Origin of the sequence: Kribbella turkmenica (assembly GCF_004348725.1) — a bacterium.
GTDB lineage: Bacteria > Actinomycetota > Actinomycetes > Propionibacteriales > Kribbellaceae > Kribbella > Kribbella turkmenica.
In genome coordinates this window covers 23,047-38,074 of the sequence record NZ_SMKR01000025.1, presented here as the reverse complement: position 1 = coordinate 38,074, position 15,028 = coordinate 23,047, and the positions used below count along the sequence as shown (strand labels likewise).

Annotated in this window: 11 protein-coding genes; 4 read left to right on the top strand and 7 right to left on the bottom strand. The window is 71.1% G+C overall.

The features are described 5' to 3' along the window. Positions 1-16: 16 nt before the first annotated feature. Both E1218_RS08275 and E1218_RS08270 read left to right on the top strand, forming a co-directional pair. Complete coding sequence (locus E1218_RS08275) at positions 17-691, top strand: DUF998 domain-containing protein (RefSeq protein WP_132317948.1); 675 nt, start codon at positions 17-19, stop codon at positions 689-691. After that, a complete protein-coding gene (locus E1218_RS08270) occupies positions 688-1,428 on the top strand; it encodes an alpha/beta fold hydrolase (protein ID WP_132317946.1) in 741 nt (246 codons plus the stop codon). The genes E1218_RS08275 and E1218_RS08270 overlap by 4 nt, the downstream gene beginning before the upstream one ends. Here E1218_RS08270 and E1218_RS08265 read toward each other — a convergent pair. The 4 genes from E1218_RS08265 to E1218_RS08250 all read right to left on the bottom strand — a co-directional run bounded on the left by E1218_RS08265 (position 1,425) and on the right by E1218_RS08250 (position 9,049). Further along, complete coding sequence (locus E1218_RS08265; RefSeq protein ID WP_233712092.1) at positions 1,425-2,651, bottom strand: ROK family transcriptional regulator; 1,227 nt, start codon at positions 2,649-2,651, stop codon at positions 1,425-1,427. The genes E1218_RS08270 and E1218_RS08265 overlap by 4 nt on opposite strands. Before the next feature lie 186 nt (positions 2,652-2,837). After that, on the bottom strand, positions 2,838-5,762 hold the full coding sequence (locus tag E1218_RS08260) for an ATP-binding protein (RefSeq protein ID WP_132317942.1): 2,925 nt from the start codon (positions 5,760-5,762) through the stop codon (positions 2,838-2,840). A gap of 99 nt (positions 5,763-5,861) precedes the next feature. Then, positions 5,862-6,077, bottom strand: coding sequence for a hypothetical protein (locus E1218_RS08255; protein WP_132317940.1), 216 nt, complete (start codon positions 6,075-6,077; stop codon positions 5,862-5,864). Next, entirely contained in the window at positions 6,074-9,049 is a 2,976-nt protein-coding gene (locus tag E1218_RS08250) for a type 2 lanthipeptide synthetase LanM family protein (RefSeq protein WP_132317938.1), read from the bottom strand. The genes E1218_RS08255 and E1218_RS08250 overlap by 4 nt, the downstream gene beginning before the upstream one ends. A 413-nt stretch (positions 9,050-9,462) precedes the next feature. Here E1218_RS08250 and E1218_RS08245 point away from each other — a divergent pair, with 413 nt between their 5' ends. Both E1218_RS08245 and E1218_RS08240 read left to right on the top strand, forming a co-directional pair. After that, complete coding sequence (locus E1218_RS08245) at positions 9,463-10,536, top strand: MsnO8 family LLM class oxidoreductase (RefSeq protein ID WP_132317936.1); 1,074 nt, start codon at positions 9,463-9,465, stop codon at positions 10,534-10,536. 48 nt (positions 10,537-10,584) lie between these two features. Then, positions 10,585-12,045, top strand: a complete 1,461-nt coding sequence (locus E1218_RS08240) for an NAD-dependent succinate-semialdehyde dehydrogenase (RefSeq protein ID WP_132317934.1) — start codon at positions 10,585-10,587, stop codon at positions 12,043-12,045. Here E1218_RS08240 and E1218_RS08235 read toward each other — a convergent pair whose 3' ends face one another. The 3 genes from E1218_RS08235 to E1218_RS08225 are packed head-to-tail and all read right to left on the bottom strand — an operon-like array spanning position 12,046 to position 15,025. After that, complete coding sequence (locus tag E1218_RS08235; RefSeq protein WP_132317932.1) at positions 12,046-13,272, bottom strand: glutathionylspermidine synthase family protein; 1,227 nt, start codon at positions 13,270-13,272, stop codon at positions 12,046-12,048. Further along, entirely contained in the window at positions 13,272-13,676 is a 405-nt protein-coding gene (locus E1218_RS08230; RefSeq protein WP_233712091.1) for a hypothetical protein, read from the bottom strand. The genes E1218_RS08235 and E1218_RS08230 overlap by 1 nt, the downstream gene beginning before the upstream one ends. Then, entirely contained in the window at positions 13,673-15,025 is a 1,353-nt protein-coding gene (locus E1218_RS08225) for an APC family permease (protein WP_132317930.1), read from the bottom strand. Before E1218_RS08225 ends, E1218_RS08230 begins: the two co-directional genes overlap by 4 nt. Positions 15,026-15,028: the final 3 nt, after the last annotated feature.

Below are 15,028 nucleotides of genomic sequence, written 5' to 3'. Positions count from 1 at the left end.
TGCGACGCTGGCGAACATGGTGGCCGTCCCGTATCGCTTGCTGCGCAACATGATGATCGCCGCCGGTGTCCTCTACTGCAGTCTGCTGCTCGAAGCGGCGGCGGGCTACCCGCTCGACATCCACGAGTCCTTCCTCAGCGAGCTCGGGGCGCTCGACCAGCCGACCAGTCCGTACGCCCGTGCGCTCGATCTCGGCGCGGGCGTGCTCCTGCTGATCGCCGCCATCCTCGGTCGTCCGGCCGCCCGGATGAACCGCGACGTCGCCGGCCTGCTCATCAGCACCGCCTTCTTCGGTCTCGGGACGCTGCTCGACTCCTTCTCACCGATGGACTGCGCGCCGTCACTCAGCGAAGCCTGCCGGGCCGCCGAGGCCGGCGGTCAGGCCGGCACGGCGCTGCTCCTGCACGAGATCACCTCGACCATGGCCGGCCTCGGCAGTGTCGCCATGGGCCTCTTCGCCGTCCTGGTCCTGCGCCGCTCCGGCTGGGGCGGACCGTGGAGCCGCGTGGTCGCCGTTCTGGCCGGAGGGGTGGCGGTTACCCAGGTCTGGCTCGGCCTCGAGACCGGCCTCGAGGTGATCACCGGCGGCGACCTCCACCCGCCCGGCATCCTCCAGCGTGTCTCGGTCCTGCTCGTCTGCCTGCTGCTGGCGACGCTGCTGCCAGGCCTGAGGCAAGCTTTGCTTCGATGACAACTATCTGGGTCGTGCTGCCCGGCCTGGCCGAGACCCCGGAGGAGTTCGGGCGGGTCGTCGAACTGCTGCCTGGGCTGGATGTCCGCGTGATCGATCCCTGGTGCACGCCGGTCACGGCCGGCGCCGACGAGTTGCGTCGTGCGGCCGGGCTGCCGGCCGACGCCGAGATCGGGCTGGTCGGGCACTCCATCGGCGGCCTCGCCGTACTGCGCTGGGCCCTCACCCGGCCGGCGGAGGTCAGCCGGGTGGTGCTCGTCGACACGAGCCTCACGTCCGAGACGGGCTGGCGTTGGCTGTATCCCGGGACGCGCGGCAATCGCGCGGTTCGCACGGTCCTGCGGTGGCTCGGGCGGATCGGCGTACCGCGGGTGCTGGGGCCGGTGGTCCGCCGGCTGATCGTCCGGACCGGCAGCGCCACCAACCGAGATCTGTTGTCCAAGGCAACAGTACGGGAACGGTACGGCGACGCCCGCTCGTGGTTGCTGTTCTGGGACGAGCTCGCGAACAGCTGGGCACTGGCCGCCGAGGTCGGGACGCTGGCCACCGGGCTGACCGCCTCCACCACCCTGCTGGTCGCCACCGGCGGAAGCTCCCGCTTCACCGCACGACGGTGGCTTGCAGGTCAACGCCGGCTGGCCGACGTACTCGAGGGCGCGGTCGAGGTCCTACCGGACTCCGCCCACCTCGTTCACCTGGACCGCCCCGACGCGATCGCCGCGGCCGTCAAGGCTTAGGCGGTGCTGGTGAGCGCCGGTGTCGGGAGCTTGCGCTGCCAGACCTCGTCGAGCGCCATCCGCATCGCGCCGGTGACGACCGCGTCCTCGGCGAGCGCGGAGAGCTCCAGCTTCGGATGGTTCAGCGTGAGCAGCCGAAGCTGGTCCGAGATGGCGTCGAGCAGTACGGCGCCGGCGCGGGCCACACCGCCACCGATCACCACGGCGGTCGGGTCCAGCACGAGTACGGCGGGGGCCAGCGCCCGGGCGAAGTCACGGGCGACCTGCTGGACGACGGCCTGAGCCACCGGGTCACGCTCGGCCGCGGCCGCGAACACGTCGGCCGTGTCCAACTGCTCGCCACCGAGCTCGGCCAGCCGGGACTTCGGGTTTTCGATGGCTGCCTGGCGACCGAGAGCCGCGATGGCCTCGGAACCGACCGCCCGCTCCAGCGGGCCGCGGCTGTCCTCGGGGTTGATGACGTCGTCCGGCGCGGTCGCGATGAAGCCGATCTCACCGGCAGCCCCGGTGCCCCGGTGCAGCCGGCCGTCGATCACGATGCCCGCACCGAGCCGCTCACCCCACTGCACCGCGAGCAGCGTGCCGGTGCCACCGCGGGCGGCGGCGATGGCCAGCGCGGCCAGGTTGGCGTCGTTGTCCAGCATCACCGGGCAGTCGAGCAGGCCGCGGACGTGCTTGATCAGGTCGATCGCGGACCAGCCCGGCACACTCGGGACCAGCTGGACCCGGCCGGTGTGCTCGTCCACGATGCCGGGGCTGGCGGCAACCGCGGCCGCGATGTCCTCGGCCGGCACCTCGGCCTCGGCCAGCGCCTCGGTGATCACCTCGCTGATGACTCCGAGCAGCTCCTGCGCGGTCCACCCGGGGCCGGAGCGACGTACCAGGGAGAGCTTGCGGCCGGCCAGGTCGGAGACCCCCACGGTCACCCGGTGCGGGCCCACGTCGAGGCCGAGCACCGGCGCCGCGCGTCCGCGCAGCGAGACGCGGATGGCCGGGCGGCCGAGTGAGCGGTCCGCGGAATCAGGGCCGTGCTGCTGCAGCCAGCCGGCGTCCAGCAGTTCGTCGACGGCCTGGGCCACGGTCGGTCTGGCCAGACCGGTCCGCTCGACCAGCTCGGCCACCCGCAGCGGCGCGGGCGCGGAGCGGCGCACCGCGTCCAGGACCGCGGCCACGTTGATCCGCCGCAGCATCGTCGTGCCGCCGCCGACCGTTCCCTTGCTCATGTCCGACCCCTTGCCTGCCACTCACCCATCCTAATAGAAAGCGAGTGTTCATAAATTACCGTGCGACGGTGCGTCGGCGGGCGGTCGCCGAATGGTGAGTCGACACCTACCACCCTCCGGCCGTCCCGCGTCCCAGCACACGCACCAGTGCCGGAATCGGACCGGCTGTCGACCGGGAACGGCACGTCAGTCCTGCAGAACCGTCCGGGCGAAACTGCTCAGTGCCTCGCGGTCCGGTTGCTGCGTCTTGGTCATCAGGCTGGCCACATGCTTCTCCACGGTCCGCGGCGAGATGTGCAGCCGGGACGCGATCGACTTGTTCCCGATCCGGTCCACGAGCAGCCGGCAGACCTCGTACTCGCGGCTGGTGATCCCGAGCTGGCGCAAGTACGCCGGCACCTGCTCGATCCCGCTCCGGCGCTGGGACACGGTCGCACCGAGCTGCCGGAGCAGGCTGCGGCACGAGCTCGCCACCGCTGTGATCTCCGCGGTGTGGAAGTAGTCCTCGGCCTGCCGCAACCAGGCCACCGGCTCACCCCAGCCGTCCGCGTGCGCCGGCTCGGCGATCAACCGCAGACCCAGGTGCCGGGCCATCGGGTAGAGCGACGCGGTCTCCAGCGCCTCCGTCACCTTGGTGTTGGCCGCGTCGACCTGACCGTCGCGTCCGATCAGTACGGCGTGGGCCAGTTGGACGAACTGCTTGTTCCACCGCATCCCGCTGGCCGCCGCCGCGGTGATCGCCTCGAAGTGCGCCCAGCTGTTCCGGCCGGACAGGACCCCGAGCAGCAGCCCCAGCCCGTACTTCCCCGACGTGTGCAGGGTGGTCGGGTTCTGCGCGTCGTACGCGAGCGCCTGGGCCATCTCGGAGTCGGCGAGCTCGCGGTTCTCCTCCAGCAGCGCGCAGAACGTCCGCGCGAGTCCATAGGAGTACGGCAGCTCGTACGACGCCCGCTCGCCACCCCAGTTCGCGGCCTCGGCCAGCGTCTCCTCCATCGCCGTACGACGTCCGCGGTGGGCCTCGAGGATCGCCTTGGTGGACAGGAAGTACGTCGCCGAGCGGCCGAGCCGGAGCCGCCGGGTGACCTCCAGGCACTCGTCGATGATGACCGCGGCCTTGTCGTACTCCGACCGCAGGATGGCCTGCTGGCCGAGGATCCCGTCGACCTCGTAGGCCAGCGGGATGGCGCCGATCCGCAGGGCCTGCTGGCGGGCCTTCTCGAGTTCGGCGATGCTGCCGTTGGCCAGGCAGATCGTGCCGGCCTGGAAGATGTGCGAGCACACCCGCTGGAAGGTCATGTTGTGCTCTTCGGCGACCAGCCGGGCACGGTGGAAGTAGTCGATCGACCGGTCCAGGTCGTGCTCGCGCGACAGGATGCCGAGCAGTTGCAGCGCGTCGCACGCGACCGCGGGCAGCTTGGCGCGTTCGGCCGCCGCGGCCGCGCGGGTGGCCAGTTCGGTCGCGGCCTTGAGCCGGCCGGGACTCGGCCGGGCCAGCTCGAGGTGGGCGGCGATCGCATCGACCGGGGCGAGATCCGCGTCGCCGGCGTCGATGCCGAGCAGCGAGCGGGCCGTCGCGACCTGGGTCAGTGCGGCCGACCACCGGCCCGCCATGTGCTCGAGGTTCGCGAGCTGGACGTGCAGTGCGGCGACCTTGCGACTGTCGAGGTTGCGGTCGGCCATCTCCTCGATGGTCGCGGCGTGCGCCGTACTGTTCTCGAACTGGCCGGTCTCACTCAGTGCGATCAGCAACGACCCGAGCACCTCGGCCCGGTAGCTGGTGTCGGGATCGCCGGCCAGCAGGGCGGTCGCGCGCTCCAGCAGTTTCACCGCCGACGCCATCGACCCCTCGTCGAAGGACCGTCGCCCGGCGGTCGCGAACAGCCGCCCGGCGTGGGCCAGATCGCCACCGGTCTCCGCGAGCTCGGCCACCATCTGGCACCACTCGCCGGGCAGCCCGGGATGCAACTCCTCGATGGCGTCCGCGCACCGTCTGGCCAGTGTCGACCGCTCTGTCGGCGTCAGGCCGGCCAGCAGCGCGTCAGCGGTCAACGGATGCCGGAACGCGTACCAGTCCGGCACCGGCTCGTCCGGGCCGACCAACTGCGCGGCGAGCCCGGCGCGCAAGGTGGCCAGCAGCAACCGCTCGTCGGTCCCAGTGGCCTTGCGGACGACGCTCAGCGGAAAACGGTGGCCGATCACCGCCGCCAGCACCAGCAGGTCCCGCGACTGGGGTCCCAGCTGGTCGGTCCGGCTGCTGATGCTCCGGACGACGGCCGCCGGAACATTCGTCTGCAGCCCGTCGACGACCTGCACACTGCCGTCGGCCCTCGACAGCAGTTGTCCGGACCTGCTCGCCTCCTGCAGCAGTTCCTCAACGATGAAAGGGATTCCGGCACTGTCCCGCCACAGTCTGTCGACCAGTGCGTCGGGTACGCCGTCACCCGGCACCTCCAGGCAACCGGATGCCAGCTCACCGACCTCGGCCCGGTCCAGCGGCTGCAACTCGATCAGAGCGGCAGAGCCACGCTGTGCGGACAACCGGGCGAGCTCGAAGGCCGCACAGGTCTCGGACCGCAGCGTGGCGACCAGTGCGATCGGCTGGTCCTCGAGGTTGTCGAGGAGGTACTCGACCACGGCCAGGGTCTCGGGGTCCGAGCCGTGCAGGTCCTCCAGCACCAGCAGGCAACCACGGTCCTTGCCGACCAGGGCCAGCAACCGCAGCACGGCTTCGCCGAGAACGACGGCCGACGTCGCCGTGTCGTGCGCCGTACCGTCGTCCCACTCGGGGACCAGTCGGCCGAGCACCTGGCGGTAGGGCCCGAGACCGTCGGCCGCGGGCATCTCGCCGCGACGGATCAGGGACAGCAGTGCCTCGGTGAACGGGCGGAACGCGACCATGGTGCCGATGGCACCGACGCGGCCGCGCAGCGTCGCCATGCTCTCGTCGAGCGCCTGTGTGGTGCCGACCCCGGCCAGCCGGCTCTTGCCGATCCCGGGCTCGCCGACGAGGAAGACCGCACCCCCGCGACCGCCTCGGGCCGCGGCCAGCAGGCGGTGGAGATGATCGATCTCCCGGTCTCTGCCGACCACTCTGGGCGCACGGGTCTGCATGCTTGCCAACTCTAACGACGGATCGTTGCCACCGCAGCGAATCGCACCGGTCGGCCACTGCCCAGTGGACAGGCCGGCCGGTGCGACTCAAGCGCTTGCTCAGCTTTCGATCGTCGGCCACGTGCTGCCGAAGTCGCTCGCCGCGACCGCGGCCGCGAACGCGCTCAGGCCGACGGTGCCGACCAGGGCCATCGCGCGGGCGCCGATCTTGGAACGCGTCGGCAACGTGATCGGACCGAGCGGGTCGGTCGCGTCTGCCGGCTGCTGCTGGGTGTGCTGCTCGTCGTGCTTCGCGGTGTGGTGCTGGGCGGTCATGGTGTCTCCCCTGTCGAAAGAATGGGTGTCGGCGCTACCAGTGGGCGCCTCGACCCGGCGGTTGGTTCGAGCAGCAGGACGGAGGGAACACGTTCCGAGAACGCCAGCCGGAGCAGGCCGTAGCCGATTCCCGCCAGACCGGTCAGCAGGCCTGGAGACGGAACCGATCGCGGTGTCCCGCACTGTGGTCCGTACTGCTGTACTGCCGCGAGCACCAGCCCGGCCCGGCGCCGCCGGACCACCTCAACAGCTGCGTGATCGCGTTCGGCGAGCCACACCAGTGGCTCCACCGCGCCGAGCTCGCCGTGACAAAGACTCAGGTCGGCGAGCACCGGCCGTTCTGCCGCGGCGCTCAGATAGGCGTCGAGGTCCGCCGGTACCCCGGCACTCAGCCGGGCCAGCGCGGTCCCGGCGTCCCCCGAGCACCATCCATGGCCACCAGGGCGCTCCCGCCGGTCCAGATCGGCCGCCGCACGCGCGGCGTCCGTGTACCTGTCCCCAGGTACGCCGTACCGGCCGAGAGCCCATGCGATTCCCTGGTAGCCCCGGGCGAAGCCGTGGTCCGCTGCTACTCGGCCACGGAGCCCGAGCTCCACTGCGCCGACGAGTTCGTCGGCGTACCGGTTGGCCAGACGCCTGGCCACCGGGAAATCCTGGATCGCCTGCATCGCCGCCAGTCCGCCGGCCGCACCCTCGGCGTACGTCGGGGACTCGTCGGGCCCGAGCCGCTCGGCGAGTTCCAGCGAGGCGGACAGCCAGTCCGCGAGGTCGGCGTCACCGAGCAGGACGCGCAAGCGGTCCAGGCCGTAACTGATGCCACCGAGACCGTGCAGGCCGGGGCCGACGAGCTGGGCCGACTCGGGATCCGCCGCCAGACCCGCCAGCAACGCGGGGAGTGGGCGGATCGCGTCGCGCGCCAGTTCGCAGTACTTGCCGGCTCCGGTCAGGACGCCGACCTGGGCGAGGAACAGCGCCGTACCGGTGTAGCCGTTGGAGAGTCCTGCTCCCATCGGGCGCACGGCCCAGTGGTGGTCGTCGATGAGCTCGAGACCCAGCCAGTTCGCGGCACCGCCGGGGTCGCTGTGGACCTGGGCCATGATCTCGTCCGCGATGTCGGTGGCGGCCGCCAGCAAGTGGTCCGGGTCCGCCTCGGTGGCGCCCAGGCCGGGCCGGCGGGACGTGCTGGAGTGCATGATCGGCTCCGGCCGGGTGGCGAGCGTGGCGGAGATCAGCCACTTCTGCCGGTGCTCGTCGATGTCGCTGAGGGCGGCGATCTTCGCTTCGACCGCGGCCAGGCCCGCGGTCGCCAGGACGTCGGCGATGCGGGTGCCGTCGGACGCCCAGACGTCGCGGCTGTCCGGCCGGGCCGTGAACAGCGGTACGTCGCCCGCCCACAGGTCGGCCAGCTCGTAGGGCACGACGACGTGCAGGGCCTCGTCGGCGTCCCTCAGCAGGTCGAGCAGTTGACTGCGGCCGGCCGCGTTCCGGAGAGCGTCCGGGTGCGTCGCCTCGTCCAGGAGCCCGGTGTAGAGACTGGTGCTCCGCGGCACGAAGCGGATCTGGTCCGACGCGCAGCGGGCCAGCATGCCGTCCGGACCGATCAGCTCGTCACGGTGCCGGGCGATCGCCTCATACGCGGCCCGGAATCCCGTGAGCAGGGCGATCTCGTGGTCCCGCGGCTCGATGTCGGCACCGTCGAGCTGTGGCCGGTTCTTGGCGCCGTGCGTCTTTCCGGGACGTCGTACCAGGTGCATGGAGTCCAGGCCCGCGTCGGCCCAGTCGACCACACTCGTCGGCGCCATCGCGTCGGCGTCGCCACCGAGACCGGACATGTCCGCGACACCGTGCTCACCGCTCACCAGCAGCGGCAGCAGTGCGGTGCGGTAGACCGAGCTCAACAGCTCGCGGTACGCCGGGTCGTGGCTGAGCGCACCCACCGGCGTGTGACTCGGGTGGAACAGCGTCTCGACGTCGACGAGCACCGGCTGCTCGCCGACGGCGATCAGGTTCTCGTAGTGCATGTCCGTGCCGTCCAGCACGTACAGCAGTGCCAGCAGCGCGCCCTGCCGGTGGTAGAACCGGCGTACCTCGGCCAGGTCGTGACATGGCTGGTGGACGACGTACTCCGACCAGCCGTACCCGTCGCGGGGCAGCAGGCCGACCGTACGGATGTCAAGGCCGGTCTTGCCGTTCAGCCAGTCGACCAGTTCGTTGAAGTGGCCGTGCAGGTCGAGCGGCCGCGGCTTGTAGACCACTCGCCGCCCGTCCGCGAAGGTGAGGGTGGCTGTGGACCGCCCGCCCCGGTGGGGATCACCCGTGGGGTCGATGGCGGTCAGCGCGCCGGGATCACGGCCGTTCAGCAGCCCGGTCATCAGCGACTCACGGTCCTCGGCGAGTCGTGCCAGCAGCTCGAGGTGGGCCTCGACGCCCTGCCGGCACGACTCGCCCAGGACCCGGGCCAGCACCGGGTACGCGGCCAGGAACTCCGCCAGCTCGCTCCCTCCCACGAGCCGGTGGGTGAAGTCCAGAAAACGTTCGGCCGGGGTGTCTCCGGCCAGCTCACCGCGGTCACGCGCCCTGGCGAGCTCCAGCACCAGGGTCCGGGACGCGAGTTTCACCAGCCGCAGTCCGAGCCGCTGCAGGAACTGCTCCGCCAGTACGCCGGTGTGCCCGGCCGCGGCCAGGTCGCGGCGAGCCGACGACAGCAGTGGCTCGAGGCACCGCACAAGCGCCTGCCGCCAGTCACGGTGCCCACCCGAAGCCCCGTCAGCCCCACCTGATGTGTGGCCGCCGGCGGATTCGGTCCCTGCGGGGCTGCGACCGGCGGCAGGCGCGGTCTGGGTGGTGCTGCGCTCGACGTACTCGGCCCAGGCGGGCGCGGACGTGGTCAGCTCGTGCGGGCGCATCCCGGCGGACCACCAGGCGTTGCGCTGGTCGGTCCGGGCGGTGCCGGCGGTCGCTGAGTTGAGCACGCGGACAGGCTGCCATCGGCAACCGGCCGCGGACATGGGTATGGAGCCCCCATATTTCGCGTATCGCCCTCGAACAGGGCAGGCGACACCTGCCGCGGGGTGACGACTGGGGGTTGACCACCCCGCGGCAGCAGCGCCCGGCCGGGTCGGCCTCTGGTGGAAGGCCGGCCCGGGCTCAGGACGGGAGCGCTACGGCTCCCAGCTCGGTGTCTGCACTCGTCTTCGGCCTCCTCTGTCCGCGAAATCTGGAAGGAACGCCGGGAACGATGCCCGACCGGTCCGTGGTCCGGCAAGGCCTCCGGACCCCCAATTTCGAGAACCGGCGGCCCGGCCGGGAGGTGGGTGCACACCGGTCCGAACATGGGTGCCGAACACCCATGCGCGAACCGCACGAACACTGCCACGGTGGGCAGGTGCTCTCCCCTGTGACTCCCGGACTGCCCGTCTCAGCGCACTCGGTGCTCGACGTCGTTCCGCAGCTGCCCGGTCAGTCGGCTGCGGCCGCACTCCGGGAGACCGCGGAGGTGGCACAGGCTGCCGACGACCTCGGATACCGCCGGTTCTGGTTGGGGGAGCAGCACGGTGTCCGGGGCGTCGGCAGTGCGACACCGGCCGTGCTCGCGGCCGTTCTGGCCGCACGCACGGACCGCATCCGCCTGGGCGCCGGCGGCGTACAACTGACGACCCACCAGCCCCTCGTGGTCGCGGAGCAGTTCGCCGCACTGGCAGCCGCGTACCCGAGCCGGATCGACCTCGGTGTGGGTCAGCAGAACGGCGTGGTGGCCAGTACGGCGGCCGCACTCGGCGGGGCCGCCCGTGACACGTTCCCGCAGCGGCTCGACGAGCTGTGCGGGTTCCTGCGCGATGGTCTGCCCGGTCGCGCGCACGTGGGCGACGTACGGCTGTCACTGGCCGGACTTCCACCGCCGGTCTTCGTTCTGGCCGATCACCCGGGTGCTGCCGTCATGGCCGCCGTCCGGGGACTGCCGGTGTTCCTGGCGCATCACTGTGCCGCGGCGACGACGGCCGCTGCGGTGGCGGTGTACCAAGATCACTTCGAGGCAAGCGGGCCGACGGTGAAGCCGTACCTCGCGGTGACGGTCGGCGTGGTCGCAGCCGACTCCGAGGAGGAGGCGATCATCCGGTTCGCGGAGTACGTCCGGGTGAAGAGCCGGCTCGCCTCTGCGCCGCCGCGAGCCACTCCGGCCGAGCTGATGGAGGTGCTGGAGTCTCCACTGACCGGACGCGAGCGCGGGAAGGCCGAGCGGTTGCTGGACGATCCGGGCCACATCGTCGGCTCGCGAGCCACCGTGGTGTCCGAACTGGGCTCGCTGGTCGCTGCCACCGGCGCCGACGAGGCGATGCTGGTCCCGCTGGCGTTCGACGGACTCGTGCGGTCGGCCATCCTGCGTACGATCGCGGGTGGCCTCACCCGCATGGTCCGCACCATCCCCCGGCACGCACCACCACTGATCGCAACCGCCTGACCTGGGTACCTATCGTGGGTACTGCCGGACTGACAGAGAGGCAGGCTCATGGTGAGCGAGCGGGAAGTCATTGACGCGTGTCCGACCGAATTGTTCATCGGCGGCAAGTGGCGGGCGGCGGAGGGTGACAAGATCCTGGCTGTCGAGGACCCAGCGACCGGTTCGACGCTGTGCGAGGTCGCCGACGCGAGTCCGGCGGACGGCGTGGCCGCGTTGGACGCGGCTGTCGGGGCGCAGGCGGAGTGGGCGGCGACGGCACCGCGGGACCGTGGCGAGATCCTTCGCCGTACCTACGAGCTGATGACCGAGCAGGCCGACGACCTGGCGCTGCTGATGACGCTCGAGATGGGCAAGCCGGTCGCCGAGTCGAAGGCGGAGATCGCCTACGCGGGCGAGTTCTTCCGCTGGTTCGCCGAGGAGGCGGTCCGGATCGACGGCGGCTACCAGGTCGCGCCGAACGGCAAGGGCCGCTTCCTGGTGATGCGGCAGCCGGTCGGCCCGTGCCTGCTGATCACGCCGTGGAACTTCCCGGCCGCGATGGGCGCCCGCAAGATCGGACCGGCGGTCGCGGCCGGCTGCACGATGGTGATGAAGCCGGCCGCCCAGACACCGCTGTCGATGCTCAAGCTGGCCGAGCTGATGACCGAGGCCGGCCTGCCCGCCGGCGTGCTGAACGTGGTCACGACCAGCGACTCCGGCGGCGTGATGGAGCCGCTGATCCGCGACGGCCGCGCCCGCAAGCTGTCCTTCACAGGCTCCACCCAGGTCGGCCGCAAGCTGCTCGAGCAGGCCTCGGACCAGGTGCTGCGGACCAGCATGGAGCTCGGCGGGAACGCGCCGCTGCTGGTGTTCGCCGACGCCGACCTGGACAAGGCGGTCGACGGCGCGATGCTGGCCAAGATGCGCAACGGCGGCGAGGCCTGCACGGCGGCCAACCGGATCTACGTGCAGTCGGCGGTGATGGACGAGTTCGCCACCCGGCTGTCCGAGCGGATGGGGGCGCTGAAGGTCGGCCGCGGCACCGAGGACGGGATCGACGTCGGCCCGCTGATCGACGCCAAGCAACGGGACAAGGTGAAGGACCTGGTCGACGACGCGGTCGGCCGGGGCGCCCGGGTGCTGACCGGCGCGACAGTTGCCGCGGGCAACGGATACTTCTACGCGCCGACCGTGCTCGCCGACGTGCCGAAGGCCGCGCGGCTGCAGAAGGAGGAGATCTTCGGCCCGGTCGCGCCGCTGACCGCCTTCGAGACCGAGGAGGAAGCGGTCGCGATGGCGAACGACACGGAGTACGGCCTGGTCTCCTACCTGTTCACCAGCGACCTGAGCCGCGCGCTCCGGGTCTCCGAGCGGCTGGAGACCGGCATGATCGGCCTCAACCAGGGCATCGTCTCCAACCCGGCCGCGCCGTTCGGCGGCGTGAAGCAGTCCGGCCTCGGCCGCGAGGGCGGCAGCACCGGCATCGACGAGTACCTGGAGATCAAGTACGTCGCGATCAACGTCGACTGATCACTCTGCCAGCCACTGTTGGATGGTCTCCTGGTCCGGCCGCGGGCTGGTCCCGATCGCGTGCGGGACGAACCGGGCGTAGTAGTCGGTGATCGGTCCGTCGGACTCGCGGATCATCATGCCGGCCGCGACCCCGTCGACGATCCAGCTGCCGATGACGGCCCGGTTCCCCTCGTACGACGGCGCCGGGTGCCACTCCTGGTAAACCATCGTCGACGTGTCGTACGGACCGTCGTGGACGTGGTCCTCGGCACCGCCGACGGTGTGGATCCGGATGTTGCTGCCCTCGCGGCCGTGCAGCGGTTTGGCCACCCACTCGAGCAGGTCGCCCGGATCGTCGAAGTACGCCGGCAGCAGGTTCGGGTGGTCCGGGTACAGCTCCCACAGCACCGGCAGGATCGCCTTGGTGGACAGCATCGTCTTCCAGATCGGCTCGATCCACCGCACCGGCTCCGGTTCCAGGCCGGCCAGGATGTACCGGCCGAACTCGTCGTCGAGCATGTCCTCCCACGGGTAGAGCTTGAACGCGGTCCGGATCGGCCGCCCGCCCCAGTCCACGAAGGTCCGCCGGGCCGAGTCCCAGCCGACGTCCTCGATCTCGTGCCCGTACGTCGCCAGCCCGGCCATCGCGGCGGTGTCACGCAGGTACGCGACCGTCATCGCCTCCTCGCCGGAGGTCTCGGCGCCGGAGTTGAAGAAGTGCGCCTCGTTCCCGGGGAAGTCACCGGCCGCCAGGTGCTCCGCCCACCACTTGACCAGCCGGTCGTGCACGGAGTTCCACTGGTCCGCGTCCGGGAACACGTCCTCCAGCCAGTTCCACTGGATCACCGCGGACTCGACCAGCCCGGTCGGAGTGTCGCCGTTGATCTCCAGCATCTTCGGCTCGGCCCCGGTCCAGGCCAGGTCGAACCGCGCGTACACGGACAGGTCGTCGCGCTTCAGCGACTCCCGGACCAGCGGCAGCGTGCCGGGCGCGAGACCGAGCTGGGTGTCGGAGAACCGGTCACCTGAGGCCATCACCGACGCGGCGTGCCGGCACATCTCGTACAGCTCCTCGGTGACCCGCTCGAGGTGCAGCACCTCGTCCATGGTCACCTCGTACCACGCGCTCTCGTTCCAGTAGGGCGTCTCGGAGCCGTCCGGGTGATCGGTCATCGGGAACACCAGACCCTGCTCGATCACGGTGTCCTTCCACCCCGGCCGCGGCTTGATCGCGTGCCGCCACATCAGCCGCCAGAGCTCCCGTAGCCGGACTTGCCGAAGCCGCCGCGGGTGATGGTGCCGATGTTGCCGCCGCTCCTGTCCAGACCACCGCGCCTGATCGTCGGCGACCCGGCCCGGGGGATCGTGTAGGTGCCGTGGGCGGTGTTGTAGCGGCCGCCGATCGGCGGCACGAACCCCCTGCCCGCGGTGGCCATGTAGAACCAGAAGAACCCCGCGCCGGAGCCGCGGTACTCGGTCTCGTCCTTGCAGTCCTCGTCCTGCGTCCGGACCTGCGACTGCGGGTCCACGCAGATCGCGGCGTAGTCCGGGGTGTCGTCGTCGGTCGAGCAGCCGGTCAGCGACGCGGCCACTAGCGCCGTCAGCCCGAGCGTCACCTGGGCACTGCGCATCCGCCGTCTGCCACTCATCGCCTGCCCTCCCCCTCGGCCGGGGGCTTCATCGAGAACATGATCACCGCTCCGACCACCATCGTTACACCCACCACAACCAGCGGCCCAGCGCCGACGTCGGCGATCGCGAGGACCAGCACCACCGCGAACGACGCCGACGCCACCGCCGGCACGACCACCCGCTGCACCAGCCGCTCCCGCAACTCACCCTTGAAGTACACGGGCACAGCCGCCGCCGTCGCCAGGTAGTACAGCGAAACCAGCAGTGAGACGGCGGCGACGGAGTCGGCCAGCACGGCGTCCGACGTCAGTACCGGGGACACGTAGGTCACCACGCTGGCTCCGGCGAACATCCAGGTGGCCACGGTCGGTGTCTGGTAGCGGGCGGAGATCCGGGCGAACTGCCCGGGGAACGCGTCCCGGCGGGCCATCGACAGCATCGTCCGGGCGGTCGGCAGGATCGTGGTCTGCGTCGACGCCAGCGCCGACACCAGGACGGCGCCGGCCAGGAGTTTCCCGCCGGACGTACCGAGCAGGTCGTTCGACAGGACGGCGAGGAAGTCGTCGTCGGCGATCTCGGCCAGCGGGTCCACCCCGGCGTACGCCACCGCGGCCCAGGCGACCACGATGTACAACAGGACCAGGACGCCGTTCGCGGTCAGGGCGGCGACCGCAGGGGTCCGGCTCGGGTCGCGGGTCTCCTCGTTGACGCTGAAGGACGAGTCCCAGCCCCAGTAGAGGAACACCGCGACCAGCACTCCCGCGGCCCACGCGCCCTCGCCGGTCGCACCGCCGAAGATGTCGACCGAGCCGGCCTGGCGGAACGCGTTGACCGCGAACCAGAGCAGCGCGACCACCTCGATCGTGAGCAGCACGAACTGCGTGGTCGCGGCGACCCGGATCCCGCGGTACGCGAGCAGGGCCATCACCAGGATGAACGCCGTTCCGAGCCCGGCCTGGGCGAGCCGGGAGTCCGCGGCACCGTCCAGGCCGAGCAGCAGGTAGGTGTAGACGGCGGCAACCTGGGCGAGGTTGCTCATCACCAGGACACACGCCATCACGGTGGTCCAGCCGACCATCCGGCCGGTGCCCAGACCGAAGGCCTTCTGGGTCCACGGGAACGTCGTCCCGCAGTCCGGCTCCGTCCGGTTCAGCTCACGGAAGCACAGCGCGACCAGGAGCACCGGGATCGCACTCGCCGCCAGCACCAGTGGAGCCGCCGCGCCGACGTACCCGGCGAGTAGTCCCACCGACACCGCCAGCGAGTACGCCGGTGCCGTCGAAGCAATCCCGATGGCGGTCGACGAGCCCAAGCCCAGCGCATCCCGCCGCAGACTCCGGCCCCGCGACCCGCTGTGAAGGGCCATGGT

Excerpts from the sequence above, each read along its gene's own strand:
- E1218_RS08275 (WP_132317948.1), top strand. The coding sequence starts at position 17 with ATGGTGGCCGTCCCGTATCGCTTGCTGCGCAACATGATGATCGCCGCC.
- E1218_RS08270 (WP_132317946.1), top strand. The coding sequence starts at position 688 with ATGACAACTATCTGGGTCGTGCTGCCCGGCCTGGCCGAGACCCCGGAG.
- E1218_RS08265 (WP_233712092.1), bottom strand. The coding sequence starts at position 2,651 with ATGAGCAAGGGAACGGTCGGCGGCGGCACGACGATGCTGCGGCGGATC.
- E1218_RS08260 (WP_132317942.1), bottom strand. The coding sequence starts at position 5,762 with ATGCAGACCCGTGCGCCCAGAGTGGTCGGCAGAGACCGGGAGATCGAT.
- E1218_RS08255 (WP_132317940.1), bottom strand. The coding sequence starts at position 6,077 with ATGACCGCCCAGCACCACACCGCGAAGCACGACGAGCAGCACACCCAG.
- E1218_RS08240 (WP_132317934.1), top strand. The coding sequence starts at position 10,585 with ATGGTGAGCGAGCGGGAAGTCATTGACGCGTGTCCGACCGAATTGTTC.
- E1218_RS08235 (WP_132317932.1), bottom strand. The coding sequence starts at position 13,272 with ATGTGGCGGCACGCGATCAAGCCGCGGCCGGGGTGGAAGGACACCGTG.
- E1218_RS08230 (WP_233712091.1), bottom strand. The coding sequence starts at position 13,676 with ATGAGTGGCAGACGGCGGATGCGCAGTGCCCAGGTGACGCTCGGGCTG.
- E1218_RS08225 (WP_132317930.1), bottom strand. The coding sequence starts at position 15,025 with ATGGCCCTTCACAGCGGGTCGCGGGGCCGGAGTCTGCGGCGGGATGCG.